Annotated in this window: 13 protein-coding genes and 1 tRNA gene; 6 read left to right on the top strand and 8 right to left on the bottom strand. The window is 60.3% G+C overall.

Annotated features, from left to right (window positions below):
- The first annotated feature begins 32 nt into the window (after window positions 1–32).
- Entirely contained in the window at window positions 33–464 is a 432-nt protein-coding gene (locus tag QHC67_RS13935; RefSeq protein WP_319295270.1) for an EF-hand domain-containing protein, read from the top strand.
- Between the two features lie 81 nt (window positions 465–545).
- Here the strand turns inward: QHC67_RS13935 and parE are convergent, their stop codons facing one another.
- Window positions 546–2525, bottom strand: a complete 1980-nt coding sequence (gene parE / locus QHC67_RS13930) for a DNA topoisomerase IV subunit B (RefSeq protein WP_319295269.1) — start codon at window positions 2523–2525, stop codon at window positions 546–548.
- 155 nt (window positions 2526–2680) lie between these two features.
- Here parE and QHC67_RS13925 point away from each other — a divergent pair, with 155 nt between their 5' ends.
- A complete protein-coding gene (locus tag QHC67_RS13925; RefSeq protein ID WP_319295268.1) occupies window positions 2681–3544 on the top strand; it encodes an outer membrane protein in 864 nt (287 codons plus the stop codon).
- Between the two features lie 130 nt (window positions 3545–3674).
- Here the strand turns inward: QHC67_RS13925 and QHC67_RS13920 are convergent, their stop codons facing one another.
- On the bottom strand, window positions 3675–4337 hold the full coding sequence (locus QHC67_RS13920; protein ID WP_319295267.1) for a GcrA family cell cycle regulator: 663 nt from the start codon (window positions 4335–4337) through the stop codon (window positions 3675–3677).
- A 109-nt stretch (window positions 4338–4446) separates the two neighbouring features.
- Here QHC67_RS13920 and QHC67_RS13915 point away from each other — a divergent pair, with 109 nt between their 5' ends.
- Entirely contained in the window at window positions 4447–5310 is an 864-nt protein-coding gene (locus tag QHC67_RS13915) for an ABC transporter permease (RefSeq protein ID WP_319295266.1), read from the top strand.
- A 2-nt stretch (window positions 5311–5312) separates the two neighbouring features.
- On the opposite strand, the gene hspQ is transcribed toward QHC67_RS13915, so the two are convergent.
- Entirely contained in the window at window positions 5313–5687 is a 375-nt protein-coding gene (gene hspQ, locus QHC67_RS13910) for a heat shock protein HspQ (RefSeq protein ID WP_319295265.1), read from the bottom strand.
- 140 nt (window positions 5688–5827) lie between these two features.
- Here hspQ and QHC67_RS13905 point away from each other — a divergent pair.
- The 3 genes from QHC67_RS13905 (at window position 5828) to QHC67_RS13895 (ending at window position 8481) form a co-directional block, all read left to right on the top strand.
- Window positions 5828–5917: transfer RNA gene (locus QHC67_RS13905), tRNA-Ser, on the top strand.
- Between the two features lie 96 nt (window positions 5918–6013).
- Window positions 6014–7600 carry an integrase gene (locus QHC67_RS13900; RefSeq protein ID WP_319295264.1) on the top strand — a complete coding sequence of 529 codons (1587 nt, stop codon included), beginning with the start codon at window positions 6014–6016 and terminating at the stop codon, window positions 7598–7600.
- 41 nt (window positions 7601–7641) lie between these two features.
- Complete coding sequence (locus QHC67_RS13895; protein ID WP_319295263.1) at window positions 7642–8481, top strand: trypsin-like peptidase domain-containing protein; 840 nt, start codon at window positions 7642–7644, stop codon at window positions 8479–8481.
- 485 nt (window positions 8482–8966) lie between these two features.
- Here QHC67_RS13895 and QHC67_RS13890 read toward each other — a convergent pair whose 3' ends face one another.
- From QHC67_RS13890 to QHC67_RS13870, 5 genes are all read right to left on the bottom strand, one after another.
- Window positions 8967–9521 carry a recombinase family protein gene (locus QHC67_RS13890; RefSeq protein WP_319295262.1) on the bottom strand — a complete coding sequence of 185 codons (555 nt, stop codon included), beginning with the start codon at window positions 9519–9521 and terminating at the stop codon, window positions 8967–8969.
- A gap of 3 nt (window positions 9522–9524) precedes the next feature.
- Window positions 9525–9929 carry a hypothetical protein gene (locus QHC67_RS13885; protein ID WP_319295261.1) on the bottom strand — a complete coding sequence of 135 codons (405 nt, stop codon included), beginning with the start codon at window positions 9927–9929 and terminating at the stop codon, window positions 9525–9527.
- Window positions 9930–10361: 432 nt separating this feature from the next.
- The gene (locus tag QHC67_RS13880; protein ID WP_319295260.1) at window positions 10362–14168 is read right to left on the bottom strand and encodes a hypothetical protein; all 3807 of its coding nucleotides are present in this window, start codon (window positions 14166–14168) and stop codon (window positions 10362–10364) included.
- Window positions 14169–14209: 41 nt separating this feature from the next.
- A complete protein-coding gene (locus tag QHC67_RS13875) occupies window positions 14210–14965 on the bottom strand; it encodes a hypothetical protein (RefSeq protein WP_319295259.1) in 756 nt (251 codons plus the stop codon).
- A gap of 74 nt (window positions 14966–15039) precedes the next feature.
- Window positions 15040–15255, bottom strand: coding sequence for a hypothetical protein (locus tag QHC67_RS13870; protein ID WP_319295258.1), 216 nt, complete (start codon window positions 15253–15255; stop codon window positions 15040–15042).
- Between the last annotated feature and the right edge of the window lie 369 nt (window positions 15256–15624).

Genomic DNA, 15624 nt, shown 5'->3' with positions numbered 1-15624 from the left:
CGTCCAGACCGCAGCTATTTGGAGAGATTGATATGATTCGCACCCTTCTTTGCTCGACCGCTCTACTGATCGGCGCACCGTCCATCGCGCAGACTTCAAGCGTTCCGGCAAGTCCACAGCAGGCAGCGCCCGCCGCTCCGGCAGCTCCTGCGCAGGACCCGGCGCAAACAACGACTGATGCGCAGCCGGCGCAACCCGCTACCGGCGCGACCACGGTTGCGGCTATCGTAGACAGCGAATTCCCTGCCTATGACGCGGACAAGTCGGGACAGCTTGAAAAGGCGGAGTTCTCGAAATGGATCGTCGCCCTCAAGGATCAGGAGCTGAAATCCACTGGCAAGACGTTGCCGCCTGCCGAAGTGACGGCGTGGGCCGACGGTGCATTCGTTACCGCTGACGCCGACAAGAGCACGACGATCACCAAGGCTGAGTTGGTCACATATCTCAGCGGTGGAACGGCATAAGCCCCTTCAAAGGTCATGAAGGATAAGGCAGGCGGTCCGGATTACTCCGGGCCGCCCGTTTTCATATGCTTCAGGAAATGATCAGGCGTCGATCGCTTCTTCGTCGACCGCCGCAGCATTTTCCTGAATGAAGGCGAAGCGGTGTGCCGGGTTCGTGCCCATAAGGCGATCGACCAAGTCACGGACGCCCGTTCGCTCCTCATAATCTTGCGGCAGAGTGATGCGTATCATGCCACGAGTCTTGTGGTCCATGGTCGTTTCGCGCAACTGCATCGGGTTCATCTCACCCAGCCCCTTGAAGCGGCTGACTTCGACTTTCTTGCCCTTGAAATCCTTGGCCATCAGTTGCAGCCGGTGTGCATCGTCACGCGCGTAAAGGCTCTTGCCGCCAGAAACCAAACGGTAAAGTGGAGGTTGCGCGAGGTATAGGTGACCGCGACGGACCAACTCCGTCATCTCTTGGAAGAAGAAGGTCATCAGCAGCGTCGCAATGTGCGCGCCGTCCACGTCTGCATCCGTCATGATGACGATGCGCTCGTAACGGAGATGATCGGGATTGCAGTCCTTACGCGTGCCGCAGCCCAGCGCCTGGATCAGATCGGCGATTTCCTGATTGGCCAGGATCTTCGCGCTAGTGGCGGAGGCGACGTTCAGGATCTTGCCGCGGATCGGCAGGATCGCCTGCGTCTTGCGATCCCGCGCCTGCTTGGCTGATCCGCCGGCGCTGTCGCCCTCGACGATGAAGATTTCCGTGCCTTCGGGCGAGTCCGCCGAGCAGTCGGTCAGCTTGCCCGGCAGGCGCAGCTTGCGCGCGGACGTTGCCGTCTTGCGCTTGACGTCCTTCTCCTGCTTGCGGCGCAGGCGTTCGTCCATGCGGTCCAGCACATAAGCGAGCAGCGCCTTGCCCCGATCCATCTGGTCGGAAAGGAAATGGTCGAAATGATCGCGCACCGCGTTCTCGACGAGCCGCGCCGCTTCGGGGGACGTCAGACGGTCCTTGGTCTGGCTTTGAAACTGCGGATCGCGGATGAAGACGGACAGCATGACTTCGCAGCCGGACATGATGTCTTCGGCCTGGATATCCTTCGCCTTCTTCTGCCCCACCAAATCCCCGAAGGCTCGGATGCCCTTGACGATAGCCGCGCGCAGGCCAGCCTCATGGGTCCCGCCGTCGGGCGTCGGGATCGTGTTGCAGTACCAGCTATAGCTACCATCAGACCACAGCGGCCAGGCGACCGCCCATTCGACCCGGCCCGCTCCCGAGGGAAAATCCTGATTGCCGGTGAAAAAGCTGGTCGTGGCGCATTCACGGTCGCCGATCTGTTCGCGCAAATGGTCGGAGAGGCCGCCGGGAAACTGGAACACTGCCTCGGCAGGCGTATCGTCCGTCAGCAGCGCAGAATCGCATTTCCAGCGGATTTCAACTCCCGCAAACAAATAGGCCTTCGACCGCGCCAGGCGATGCAAGCGGGCGGGCTTGAACTTCATTTCACCGAAGATCTCAGTATCGGGCACGAAACTGACCGAAGTGCCGCGCCGGTTCGGCGCCGAGCCGACCTTCTGAAGAGGCGCGAGAGCCAGCCCCTGCGAAAAAGTCTGGCGATACAGTTCCTTGTTCCGCGCGACTTCCACAACCGTCTCGACGGACAACGCATTCACGACGCTGATGCCGACGCCGTGCAGCCCGCCAGACGTCGCATAAGCCTTGTCGCTGAACTTGCCGCCCGAATGGAGCGTGGTGAGGATGACTTCCAGAGCGGACTTGCCGGGAAATTTCGGATGAGGATCGACGGGGATACCCCGGCCGTTGTCAGTAATCGTCAGGCGATTGCCTGCTTCCAATTGAATTTCGATACGCGTCGCAAAACCCGCGACCGCTTCGTCCATTGCGTTGTCGAGCACTTCAGAAGCAAGATGATGGAAGGCGCGTTCGTCAGTGCCTCCGATATACATGCCGGGCCGACGGCGTACCGGCTCCAGCCCTTCAAGAACCTCAATTGCGGAAGCATCGTATGAGCCGGACGGGGAAGGAATGCCGCCGGCAAAAAGGTCATCTGCCATATGCCCGCTATAGGGCGCGAGGTTTGCGAAGCGCAATAGCTGTTGCCCTATTGCAACAGATTGGGGCGTTTATGTGAGGTTCATGAAACCGACTGCGACTGCCAATCGTATCTGTCGGGCAACCAAACATAAGTTAAATTCGAAGGACTATGTGTATGAAGAAGTTGATGACCACCTCGCTTGGTGTTCTGGCAATCGCTGTGGCCACTCCCGCTCTCGCGCAATCGGACGTGACCACCAACTGGACCGGCCCCTATGTCGGCGGATCGCTGGGATATAGCTGGCAGCCCAATTTCGACCGGGATACGCGCGAAGTCGTCGCCTTCGACACCAACAATGATGGCGCATATGGCGATCAGGTCCGCACTTTGCCTAGTGGTGGCAATGCATTTGAACGCGGCTTCTGCCGTGGCCGTGCTCTTGGAAGCTCCCCCGCGAGCTGTTCCAGCGATAAGGACGGCCGTACCGCGTGGAAAGTCCATGCCGGCTATGACTATCAGATGGGCAACTTCGTCGTGGGCGCTGTGGTCGAAGGTGGCAAGAGCTACATCCAAAACAGCGTGAGCGCATTCAGCACCACGCCCGCTAGCTACACGTTTACGCGCGAACTGTCTTGGGATGGCGCAGCTAGGTTGCGGGCAGGCTATGCCTTGCCGACTGGCACGCTGATTTACGGCACGGGTGGTCTCGCTTACGGCAAGATCAAGAACAGCTTCTCCGCTATCAACAACACCTTTAACACCTTCACCGAATCTAATCGCACTGATAAGGATTTCGGATGGACGGCCGGTGGCGGCATCGAGCAGAAGGTAGCGAACAACTTCTCGATCGGGGTGCTCTACAAGTACACGCGCTTCAACGATGATGGCTACACCGTAAATGCGGGCCAGGGTACGCCTCCCTCCGCTGTCAACGCATTCGTGAACCCAGTCTTCACGTCGGGAAGCACGAACCTCCAGCGCACGAGCGATCGTTTCGAGAATCACAGCGTGCAGGCAACTGCCAGCTTCCGCTTCTGATGACTTGAGGCAGGCGAGGGGAGGGAAGGGCCATCCGAAAGGAAGGCTTTTCCCTCGCCACTCCGGCCGTAGATACGAAAAAGGGCCGCTCTGGATGGAGCGGCCCTTTTCTTTTCCTTTGAAATCCGAGTTACCGAACCCGCGGCCCGCCAAAGGGCAAAGGCGGGGGAGCACGGCGCGTGCCGCGGGGCAATTGCGCCTGATAGGCGCGACCGCAATGCTCGACGCAATACGGAAAGCCGGGGTTAACCTTGTCGCCACAGAAGTGGAAATCAGGTTCGCCCGGATGCCCAATCGGCCACTTGCAGATCCGCTCTGTAAGATCGAGCAACGACGTCTTGTCGGCAATCTCGGCGCTGGGCTTTGCCGGCACAAGCCGGCGAGGCGGCGCAGGGGGAATAGGGGCCTGCTGGTCACCAGGACCCTGCCGCAGAAAGCCGCCCGGTCCTACGGACACGATGCGCGGCGGCGGGGGCGGCGCAGGCGCGACTTCATCGGCGACCACTTCCTCCGCGGGCTTCTGCGGCGTCGGCGCGGCGGCGAGGGGCTCTGAAGGGGCGGAGGCCTCGGCGGCCACGAACGGCGTGGCTTCCATCTTCTTGGTCACGGGTTTCTTTCGAGCGGCTTCGTTGGCTTTCACAGGTGATGGACGGGACTGGAGCCCAAGGCGATGCGCCTTGCCGATCACCGCGTTGCGGCTGACACCGCCGAGTTCCTCGGCGATCTGGCTTGCGGTCATTCCTTTTTCCCACATCGCCTTTAGCTGGTCGATGCGTTCGTCGGTCCAGGACAATAGATGCTCCTCGTTGTTCATCTCAGCGAATATGGGAAGCCGAGAGCTATCCTTCAATTCACAAAAGAGGCCTTGCGGCGCCAAGCCGCACCCGATAGGCGATCCTGCGATGAACGGCCAGTCCCAAAATGGCGACTCTGTCGCCAGCAGCGCTCCGAAACCGACTGCAATCCGCGTGGAGCCAGGTGTCCCGGTGATCCGGAACGTCAATTGGCCCGGCACGCGCGCTCTTTACCTGAAGGAAGTGCGGCGCTTCATGAAGGTGCAACTGCAGACTATCTGGGCGCCTTCCGTAACCACGCTGCTCTACCTCGTCATTTTCACGGTGGCCTTGGGTGGCAATCGCCGCGTGGTGCTGGGCGTGCCCTTTGCGGACTTCATCGCTCCGGGGCTGATCGTGATGGGGATGATGAACGCGAGCTTCGCCAACAGCAGCTTTTCCCTATTGGTGGGCAAGGTGCAGGGAACGCTGATAGACTATCTCATGCCGCCGATCTCAACCGGCGAACTGCTGTTTGCCCTGGTGGCGTCGTCGGTTACCCGCGCCTGCATGCTGGGATTTGCAGTGTGGCTCGCCATGGCAGTGTGGCCCGGCGTGAACGTCACGCCCTTTCATGCGTGGGCGATTTTTTGGTTCGGGTTGCTCGGTTCGACGATGGTCGCCTTCATGGGCGTACTGACCTCGATATGGGCGGAGAAATTCGATCACGCTGCGGCCGTTACGAACTTCGTGATCGCACCGCTGACGCTGCTGTCGGGCACATTCTATTCCATCGACCGGCTCCTGCCTGCCTTCCAGATGATCAGCCATGCCAATCCGTTTTTCTACGTCATTGCAGGTTTCAGATACGGCTTCCTGAATGTAGCGGACACGGATATCGCCGTCGGCAGCATTGTCCTGCTTGTGCTCAATATCGCGCTTGGCGCACTGACCTATCGCCTGCTGAACATCGGCTGGAAGATCAAGGCTTAAGCTCAGTGGCGGTGCACCGCCCGCAGGCTGTATTTTCCATTCGCATAGTCGCCGAACAGCCGCGGAATGCCTGGATGGTCGATGGGTTCGTCGCTTTCGTCGGGAACCAGATTCTGCTGGCTGACATAAGCGACATAGCTCGCCTCGCCATTTTCCGCGAGTAGATGATAAAAAGGCTGGTCCCGGTCAGGCCGCATGTCGGCGGGAATAGCTTCAAACCATTCTTCCGTGTTCGCGAAGACAGGGTCCACGTCGAATATTACGCCCCGAAAGCCGAAGAGGCGGTGCCGCACGACATCCCCAATGCTGAAGTGCGCATGCGTGACTGGCGGGGCGTTGCGCACGGCGGTCGTGCCGAGAGGAGTGGAGCTGTTCATGACGCCTATGTAGGGTAGGAACATCGCGAGGCAAGAAAAATGGCTGACGGCCTGCTTGGCAAAGTAGTTTTCATTCGCTAATGCCCGCCCCTCGACCGATCGGATCAGCAAACGTTTTCGTTTCGCGCCGTACATCTCGCGGAGAGGTGGCAGAGTGGTCGAATGCACCGCACTCGAAATGCGGCGTGCCGGCAACGGCACCGAGGGTTCGAATCCCTCCCTCTCCGCCATTCTTCTAAAAAGCGCAATGTTCTCAACTACGTGCTGATTTTGCTAGGTTATTTTGCTGCCTCAGGTACAAAAGGGCAGTACAAATGGCGGTTAGAATGGCGAAGCTCTCACGCACTCCTTCAGGGCTCTGGACGGCCCGCAAAGTTATCCCGGCAGATGTCCGTGCGGCCTATGGGAAGCGCGAGGAGAAGCCGACGTGGCCTGCAGGGCTGACGGCATCACAGGCGAGGGCGGAGTATGCTGCATGGCTGCTCAGAGTAGAGGAGCAGATAGAGGCCCTCCGAAAGTCTCCGACAGAAAAGCCGATAGAGCTTACCCGCCGACAGGCCCGCGCACTGGCGGGCAAGTGGTACGCGGATATTGTAGAACGGTTCGGTGATGATCCCGGCGAAGTGCAGGGGTGGGAGGAGACCCTTGAAGACCTTTACCCATCGGACACGGATGAAGCCTATCGTGCCTATCTGCTGGACCCTTCCGCGCCCTACGAGGGACCTTACAGGGCTACCCCATTCGTATTGAGGGAGCGGGGCTACCTGCTGGATAGTGAGGGTCTGAAGCTGACGGACGCCGCTTCAGAAAAGCTCCTCGCTGACATGCTCGACCTATACGTCGCGTTCTGTCAGCTGATGGTTCAGAGGGCATCTGGTGATTTCAGCCAAGACCCTACCGAAGCCACTTTGCCGAAATGGGAGGCACCAAAGGCTCCTGTACTGGCCCCGGCAAACAGGGGCGACGGCCCCACTATCATGGACCTTTTTGACGGCTACGTAGTGGAGCGGAAGCCAGCCGAGGCCACTGTAAAGGCGTGGAAGCGTATGATGACTCAGTTAGGTGACTTCCTTGGGCACACCGATGCAGCGAGGGTGACGGCAGAAGACATCTTGCGATGGAAGGACCATCTGCTCCAGACCCCAACCAAGGCAGGAACACCCCGCGCCGCCAAGACAGTGCGCGAGACATATCTGGCAGCGGCGAAGGCCGTATTCGGATGGGCGAAGGAAAACAGACGGATAGCGTTGGACCCTGCCACTGGGATCAAGGTTAGAGGAGCCAAGCGCCAGCGCCTCCGCGATCCCGGCTTTAATGAGCAGGAGGCCCTTACGATCCTTAAGGCTACCCTTGAGGCTCCTGAGGGACGCCTAGCGGCAGGGAATGTCCTTGCGCGTCGGTGGGTGCCCTGGCTGTGCGCGTATTCAGGGGCGCGGGTCAACGAACTGACGCAACTACGCAAGCAAGACGTCATTCAAGAGGATGGCGTGTGGGCGATCAACATCACTCCCGAGGCAGGCGGCACCAAGTCGGGACAGGCCCGCAAAGTGCCTCTGCATTCGCATATAATTGCGCAGGGGTTCTTGAAGGTAGTTGAGCAGGCGGCGGATGGGCCGCTCTTCTATGATCCCGAGGCGCACCGTGGGGGGTCTGAAGGGAACCCTCAGTACAAGAAGGTTGGCGAGCGGCTGGCGAAGTGGGTGAGGGGGCTTGGCGTTGATGATCCCAACGTGCAGCCGAACCACGGCTGGCGGCACAGGTTCAAGACGGTTGCTAGGGGCGCTAAGATGGACCCTGAGGCGCGTGAGGTGATCCCCGGCCATGCTCCCTCGACCGAAGGGCAGGCGTATGGCAGATGGACGGTGAAAGATTTAGCCACCGAAATTGAGAAGCTGCCGAAGTATTCACTCTAAGTGTTTGCTGGCCATCAATGGCTGAAATGGAGTGAACGTGGATGCAGACTAGTGATGACCCGAATAGTGTTCACGTAGATGTTCTGTCGCTCAGCGCCGTGCGCTTGGACATGATCTTTGATGAGATGGTAGCTGCAGCGGGCACCGGCTTTCTATGGGAGCGCGGAGCGCACGTACTTCTAGTGACGGCTTGGCACAATGTGACCGGCACTCACCCCCATACGGGCTTATCGTTGTCCAAGACGGGAATACGGCCAAACAAGATTCGAGCGCATTTTAGGACAAGTCAGCCCCAGATTGATCAGGTTCTCGTGATGCCTCTCTATCATGAGGATGGTGCGGCGAACTGGCTTATCCATCCCGATGCTGGTGAAGTTGTTGATGTGGCAGTCATGGTAATCCCCGTTCCACTACCACCCTCCGTTCTGGCGCAGCCCGTCAACAAAATCGCTCAATCAAAGATGGCAACGCCTGTAGGGACAGATGCCTTCATTGTAGGCTATCCCAAAGGTCTTTCAGACTTCGGACTACCAATATGGAAACGCGCCTCGATAGCGACAGAGCCGAAAATGTTTGCGGATGAGAGTGATCGGAGGCGCGTTCTTGTTGATAGCGCGAGCCGTGAAGGAATGTCCGGTTCCCCTGTGGTGGCCCGTACGCTAGGCGCTTACGTGGCTGAAAGCGGCACAGTCACGATTGATCAGCCGATCAACATGCGGTTCCTTGGGGTTTACAGCGGGCGGCTCCAGGGGAAAGACACCCTTGATGCGCAGCTCGGCATCGTGTGGCCAGGGCCGCTCATAGATCGCATCATTGACAATGGGGTAATCGACAGGTTCAAGCTTGACGGAGCGTACGCGCCAAGGTCCGGCTCAGAGTGACAATCATCATCGAAAAAAGCAGGGCAGCCCACGGGTTCGCGAAAACCACAGTGCTGCCGCCTACTCACTCTATTCCCTTCAGCCGCCCATAGGCCCCATTCAGCATCCTTCTCCGCTTCCCCTGCTCCCTCAGTTTCCCGTCAGCGCACCTCAGACAACAATAGTGCCGACCATCGGGCTTCCTCCGATCCACTCCAAACCGCTGCTTGGGCTTCGCCTGCTGGCACTGGTGGCACCACTTCTCGCTCGGCGGAACCGGGACAGGGACTTTCTTCAAGGGCATGGCAGAGCCTTTCAAGAGTGGGCAAGGAGGATGGCTCTCAGGAGTCCTAGGAGGCCCGTAGGAGTCGTTTGGGCGATGGTGGGTAGGTGACGAGCCAAGGGGCTGGAAAGGCGCTCTGCCGGCCGAAATGGCCGGGATAGCAGAAGGGCTCCAAAGGTTTCCCTGGGAGCCCCGCCGGTGCCTCATTGTTGTCCTGGCTGAACTAGCTGCTGTCGCGGAGGACCCGGTAGACCGTCATCCTCCCATAGCCGAGTTGCTTGGCAATGGCGGTGGGACCAACGCCCTGTGCAGCTAGGGCGCGAATGGCTTCCTGATCGACGGAGGGCCTTCGACCCCTGTAGCGTTCGGGGTTTGCGGCCTTCGTGCGTTCGATCCCGTCCCGTTGCCGTTCCCTGCGGATATCCGTCTCAAACTCCGCAACGGCCCCAAGGATACCTAGGACGAGCTTTCCCATGCTGGTCGTCGTATCGACCGCCCCTTGTTGCAAGCAGCGGAAGGCTACCCCCTTGGTATTGAGCCGGTTGACGATCCCGTACAAGTCTCCACCAGACCGGGCCAGCCTGTCCAGACGGGTGACAGCCAATGTGTCACCCTCCCGGCAGAACTCAATGGCGTCCTCAAGGGCCTGTCGGCCTTCTGTGGACGTGCCGCTGCGCTTCTCGGCGAATACTTTCTCGCATCCGGCGGCGGTTAGCTGGTCCTGCTGGACCTCCAGGCTTTGGCCACTGGAGCTTACGCGGGCGTATCCGACGAGCATGGCTTAGCTCTCGATGGCGACAGGGCCGCGCGCCAGACAAGCCTCCTGCTCTTCGGGGCTCATGCCAAAATAGGAAAAGCCCCACTCGATAGCGGCCAAGCGGCCTTGAAAGCTCATCGGATACCACCGCGCCATTTCAGAGCGTGCGTCATATTCCAGCATCTCCGCTGTGGTGATCGCGGCTTTCTTAGGCGCTCCGCGCATGAACTGCGCAGCATGGCGATGCATTGCGGCTCGGTTCTCAAGGTGCTTCCTTACCGCACCTTCGTGTGCCGATGTCACCTCCAGTAGGATGTCGAGCGGCCATGCTTCGGGGTGGCTTGCAGGACGGTAGGTCCATCCACCTAAGAACTTTTCAAAGCGTTCGTGAATGGTGGGAGCGGTGCTGTTAACGGCGGCATAGGTCATTGCGGGTTCCCCCTGTTTGAGTGGCAAGGACGTGGTGACTTGGCGTTGCGCCGCTGTACCATTTGCGTCCTGTGCCTAATCAAATGACGTATCATATGTTGGCTGTCAACCCATGCGATACGCTATCAAATCATTTTTTCTCGTACCTTGTGGGTATACCCATGAGATACGCGGGAGTGATGCAGTAGAACTATCGGCCTGTTCGATCCCCGAGGGTTACCTTCAGGGACGGCGGGGGCCTCGCTTCTATAGAGGGCATGAAGCCAAGCGACGTGGGCCGCTGTGTAGCGGAGGCACCCGGTACGGGGGGAACGGCGCGAGCGGCGCTGTACGTATGGCGCTTCGGATTTTTTTGCCGAAAGTAACCGGGCCGAGACAATGTATCTGACCGGGCAATGCTCAATTGATACACGATCCCGGCGCGGTTCTGAATTACAGCTCAGGCTCCGGCAAGCCCTCTGCTTCGGCCTCTTCAGTGACCTCAAGGGCCGCTTCATCCTCCGACATGCCATCGCTGATATAGTCTTCAAACGACTTATAGGCCATGCGATTGGAGCCGTACTGCTCGTCTTCTTCAGCAAGCATTTCCCGAGCCGGTTCGTTGAAGTCGCGGATCGTCTCCATGACAATCTGCTTCTTCTGTTCCTTCTCGGGCAGCTCCTTGAAGTATTCGCTGTCGAACAGCTCACCCAAGGCTTCCCGCATGGTCTGGCCATAGGAGTTCAGGACCTCATGGCCCCGCAGTTCCCTTAGCCGGTCCAGCTGTTTCCCTGAGAGCTTAAAGCCCGTGGGATCGGTTCTGCGGATGTCCTGAAGGGTGATCTCAAGGTCTCTCAAGGTTGCCTTCACGGCATCCACGCCATCGCTGCCGCCGCCCTTCTGGCTGTCCAGACCCATGTTGATGCCGAACGCACGGCCCTTCACGGGATCGCCAAGGATGTCGCGGCGCACCGGCATATACATGCCAGCACCGGGGATCGCCCGCAGCATCTGGTCGGTCCAGCTGACGGCCTCTATGGCATCGTCAGTGACGAGTGCGCGGCCCGTGTCGTTTATCATCCGGCCCGTGCCAGCCATCGGCAGGAGACGCTGGGTCATTCCACCCAGTATCTTGCTTGCCTTCGTCGCTGCATCGCCGCCGTCATCTGCTAGGAGGACGTCGGTCACGTCGCGGAGCCCGGTCAGGTAGGACTTGCCAAGGATGCTGTCCTTGGCTGCGAGGAACGCGATTTGAAGGGCGGTAGTGATACCTTCCTCCACGTCGTATTCCGTGCCGTCCTGAAAGCCTTCCTTGATCGCCTGACCAAGGAAGCCGCCAATGGCTACAGTGAGGCTGAAGGGATCGAGCCGTCCGACTTCCAAATAGGCTGGGCCAATCTGGATGCGGTTAGGCGGACCTTCGTCGAGGCCCTTGGTATTCCCGAACTCACCGTTGGTGAGCTGTAGGGTTCCCGTCAGGCCCATCAGCATGCCGAGCTTAATGGCATGGCCTCCCAGCTCCATTTGCGCCTTCACGATGTCCGCCTCGACACCGCCCCTCGCGAGGACCTTGCGGACCTCAGTGGACCGAGCGGCCCACGGGGTGTAGCTCACCAGCCCCCGTTCAAAGAGGCGGATGGGTGTGCGGATATAGGGCAGCAGGACGCCTTCGACCAAGCCGAGACCGAAGAAGCGGTCCAGACCGGCGGCAGACTTCGCTGAGGAGTTACCGAAGGCGGTCTGAGGTCCATCCATGAACAACGTGCGGTCGGCCTCCAGTTCCACCGCCCGTTCGCGTCCCAGCTGGAACCTTAGTTCGGGGGGAAGGTCTTCCCCCTTGAGCAAGGCCATCTCCACGTCATTCATGATCTCCGCTGTCGGCATCTCTGCCAACTGCTTTGCGCGGGTCTCAACGAACGCAGCCAGCTCATCGCCATTCAGGCCGTGCGCGAGACCCTCCCGCACGGCGTACCGGGCAGACAGGGCATAGGTCTCCTTCAGCTTCACGAAGCTCCGGCCCCAATCATCGACTGCGGTCGTGAACAGCTTCATGGAAGCGCCGCCGAGTGCATCGACGGCATTGAGGGTGGATGCCCCAATGCGCTGGGCATTGGCGTAGAGCTTGGCAAACGCGCCGCCTTCCGTTTCCAGAAGCTTCAGCTTCTCCTGAAACGCTTGGTGATCCTCGATACTCAGGCGCGGCTTCTTCTCGAACTCACGCTCGACCTTGGGGACATAGCCCTTGCGGACCATCTCGCCTCGGGCGGCGTTGGCAGCCTTCGCCACCTTCCCGTTCCCAATGCCGACCCCGGCGATCTTCTCGATCTCCGATAGGCCCTCCCACTTGATGCGCTTGAGCATCTCCTTGAAGCCAGCCTGCTGGGCCTTCCAGTAAACCGACCGGGACACTGCCAGCTCCAAGCGGAGCGCCAGCGCCTCGTCTTCCTTGCCAATCTTCTGCAGACCGCGAGCGGCCCAAGCCTTCGCCATGTCGTTGCGGAAGAAGTCGTGCATGACGCCGGAGATGCCGTTGAACATGCCGGTGGCCGGGGAGAGGGCGTTGGAGCGCAGCCAAGTGCTGACGCTCTCGCGGGTCCGTCTCCATGCGGAGAAGGCAGCTGCCTCTTCCTTGCTGGTGAGGAGTTCGCCGATTCGGGCGAGGTCGTTCGTGTCTTTGATCCGGCCAATCAGGTCGGCCAGATCGTCGTCCTTCAGCTCCTTGACGGCTTCGCTCACGCGGGCGCGGATTTGTGCAGGATCGACTAGGTCAATCACATCATCCGCCACGTCGTCGATGCCGAGCATCGTGTCACCCTGAAGCGACCGCAAGGCACGTGCGGTATTCCCAACGATGCCCTTGCCCATTGCGAACAGCTGCGCGGCTTGCGTGAGTTTCTCCGTCAGGGCCTCTCGGGCACCTTCGGTCTTCTTCACGACTTCCGGCAGGAGTTCTGCGCGGGCCTTGGCGAACTGAACGCCAGCTAGGGTCATGACGTGGGAGCCGACGCGGGCATCTGCGATACCCTTGTGCGAGCGTTCCATCGCCTCGGTCAGGTCGTCCAGAACCGTCCCGCCCTTGAGGGCTTCGCGGAGCTGGTGATCCATTGAGCCCATCGTGCGCGTTCCGGCACCGGCCTTCTCTTGGATCGCCTGCGTGGCATCTTCGAGTATCTCGGCGGCGCGGAGGACTTGTTCCTGATCGATGTCGCCTTCCGGCAGCTCGACGTGGAGGAGCGATCGATAGTGTGGATCGTCAATGACGGTGCCAGCGGCTTCCGCGTTCTCCAGGCGTGCGGCCATCTTCGTTGCCTCTTCAGGCGTCAGACGGCCAAGCCGCCGGTCAATCGCGGCGCGAGCCTTTGCGGGATCGCCTAGCAACTCTTCGGGAGCCAAGATGGAGCCTTCCTCGCGAACAGGCTTGGAAGCCGGTGCGTCCGCTGCGGAGGATGCCTTGGGGGTGACTGAAGGCTTCGTGGGTGCCTTGGGGGCTTCCACTTCAGCAGGCTTGATGCGCGGGGCAGGAGCCTTGATCTCCACGGCCTTGCCGCGAGCGAACATGGTCTTCGCTGCCTTGTAGCCTTTACCGGCCACAGGCATGATGACACCACCGAGGATCATACCTCCGGCTGCGCCCCAAGCGGCACCTTCCAAGGCACCTTTGAGACGAGAGCCTTCTTCGGAGGACCCGGCGCTGTAGAGAGCGTTCTCACCGGCAGCCACGGCAGCGCCCTGCGCGGTGCGCGAGGCGAAGGCGGCGGCGTTGGCGGCAGTGCGGGATGCTCCGGCGCGTAGGGCTGCCTTACCGGCGCGGGCTCCATTCCCGATCAGACCAGAGCCGCCGATGCTGGTTACAGCACCTGCGATCTGGCCCGACAGATATGCCGCGCCGTTGTTGTCTTCCATGTCCTTGATGGCCCTGCGGTTCTCCGCAAGACGCTTCTGGTAATCGACACCGGCCACCTTGCTGTCGATCCAAGCCGAGGCTTCGTCGAGGTAGCCGAAGGTGATCGTGTCGGCCATGCCGTGAACGAAGGTGTCCACGGACTTGAAAACTCTCCCGAGCCGCGAAGGGGTTGCGGCTACCGGGCGTGGAGGTGCCCGACGAGCTTGCTTTGGAGCCTGCTGGGGCTGGGGGTCGTCGCCCCATTCTGCCATCAGCTTGTCGTAGTTGCTGCCGCCGCTGGAGCGTGTGCGGCTGGCTTTCGCTGGCGTGGAGCTATCGCCCCAATCCGCCATGAGGCGGTCGTAGTTGCTGCCCATGTAGGCCTCCTGTGGTGTTAGCGGGCGATGCGATTGCCGCCCTAGCGTTCCCGGTGGCGACGTGCGAGTTCCGCAACGGTAATCGTGGTGCCATCCCTCTGGAGCAGCCTGCGGGGCTCCGTCAGGTGTCCGAAGTTTGCCATGCGGTCTGCTTCATAATCAGCCACGGCGCAGGGCTTGCACATGCCACGGCGGGTGTTTCCCGGTGTCGGTGGGTGCATCTGCTCCGGCGGGACGGTCTGTCCGCAACAGGTGCAGACACGATCACCCGACAGTAGCCAGAGCCTGTTCAACTCGCTCAATGCCTGTTGCCATGATTGTTCATCGGCAATCTGCTCCGTTGGGTGCTGGTCCGTTATTAGCAACAGGAAGTATTCAACGCGCTCGCGATTAGCCGCCACTTCCTCCGGCGGAAGGACCTTGCGTGTGCCGTTTCCGTGGAGGCCGCGCTTGCGGTTTTCGCGCCATTTGAACCGCTTCAGCTGAGCGTCCTGCTCGACGTTGCCAGCAGCTTGCCGCTGGGCCTTGGCAAATGCCTTGGCATTGTCCCTTGCCTCCTGCTCGCGCTTCTGCCTTGCAAGGCGATCTGCCCTGGCGCGAAGTATCTCGGGCGGCATGGCGGCGATCTTGGCCGCATAACGCGCCTTGCTCATCGCGGAGCGGCATGGGCGACAGTAGGTATACGGATTGCCATGCCGGTTCAGATGGAAGTCGGCGCGGGGCTTCTCCTGCCCGCAAGCGGTGCAATGACTTGTCGCCCCGGCCTCCGCCGGAGGCACAGAGGCGCTGTAGGTCATGTGAGGGTTCCTGCGGAAATGGGACTAGTTTGCGTTCGTCCAGTCTCCCGCCCTAAAGCGGGAGAAGCGAGGCATCAGGTCGGGTTGAAGGTGCGGTTGGGTGCCGGAATGGCTCGGCCCATGTCCACGCGCAGAGTGCCGCCGCCATCGGTGGATTTCACTTCGGTGTGCCGCTCGTTGAAAGCTGGCGTGTTGGGGTATTCCGCGCTGGTCGTGTGCTCATCCATGTGGAGGCGTTGCTTCCACCAAGGCAGCAGGAAGAACTCAGGGGGTATAGGGGCATGTGGCATGTCGAAATCTCGCTACTATGAATTGAAGTGAAGTGAAGTGAAGTGGTGCCGCAATGAGCGGTGCCCCTCCGAGGACCGCTGGGATCGTCGGAGAGGCATCGGCACGTCAGTCCTGCGTGAACGCCGACCGCGCCTTGCGGGGCTGCTTGAGGTCCCGAGGGATGGCAGAGGCAACGGTGTGGTCAGCAGCGATCGGCTCAGGAACGGAGGCAGGAAGCAAAACATCAGCTGCCGATTTTACGGCGACCGGCTGCGGCTCGCATGAGAGGTTCTTGATGGGTTCGCCCATGTCGATTGGACTTGTAACGGTTTTGCGCCGGTCACCTGAGCGATTAGAGCTCGCAACAGGAGACCGACGAGATGATCAAG

This window comes from Sphingobium sp. (assembly GCF_033795625.1).
Classification (GTDB): Bacteria; Pseudomonadota; Alphaproteobacteria; order Sphingomonadales; family Sphingomonadaceae; genus Sphingobium.
The sequence above is the reverse complement of the archived record's forward strand: the minus strand, read 5'-3'. Positions and strand labels throughout refer to the sequence as shown.

Bases quoted from the DNA above. Each gene is read 5' to 3' on its own strand.
- QHC67_RS13875 (WP_319295259.1), bottom strand. From the start codon at position 14,965: ATGACCTACAGCGCCTCTGTGCCTCCGGCGGAGGCCGGGGCGACAAGT.
- QHC67_RS13925 (WP_319295268.1), top strand. From the start codon at position 2,681: ATGAAGAAGTTGATGACCACCTCGCTTGGTGTTCTGGCAATCGCTGTG.
- hspQ (WP_319295265.1), bottom strand. From the start codon at position 5,687: ATGAACAGCTCCACTCCTCTCGGCACGACCGCCGTGCGCAACGCCCCG.
- QHC67_RS13890 (WP_319295262.1), bottom strand. From the start codon at position 9,521: ATGCTCGTCGGATACGCCCGCGTAAGCTCCAGTGGCCAAAGCCTGGAG.
- QHC67_RS13895 (WP_319295263.1), top strand. From the start codon at position 7,642: ATGCAGACTAGTGATGACCCGAATAGTGTTCACGTAGATGTTCTGTCG.
- parE (WP_319295269.1), bottom strand. From the start codon at position 2,525: ATGGCAGATGACCTTTTTGCCGGCGGCATTCCTTCCCCGTCCGGCTCA.
- QHC67_RS13885 (WP_319295261.1), bottom strand. From the start codon at position 9,929: ATGACCTATGCCGCCGTTAACAGCACCGCTCCCACCATTCACGAACGC.
- QHC67_RS13870 (WP_319295258.1), bottom strand. From the start codon at position 15,255: ATGCCACATGCCCCTATACCCCCTGAGTTCTTCCTGCTGCCTTGGTGG.
- QHC67_RS13880 (WP_319295260.1), bottom strand. From the start codon at position 14,168: ATGGGCAGCAACTACGACCGCCTCATGGCGGATTGGGGCGATAGCTCC.
- QHC67_RS13915 (WP_319295266.1), top strand. From the start codon at position 4,447: ATGAACGGCCAGTCCCAAAATGGCGACTCTGTCGCCAGCAGCGCTCCG.
- QHC67_RS13900 (WP_319295264.1), top strand. From the start codon at position 6,014: ATGGCGAAGCTCTCACGCACTCCTTCAGGGCTCTGGACGGCCCGCAAA.
- QHC67_RS13935 (WP_319295270.1), top strand. From the start codon at position 33: ATGATTCGCACCCTTCTTTGCTCGACCGCTCTACTGATCGGCGCACCG.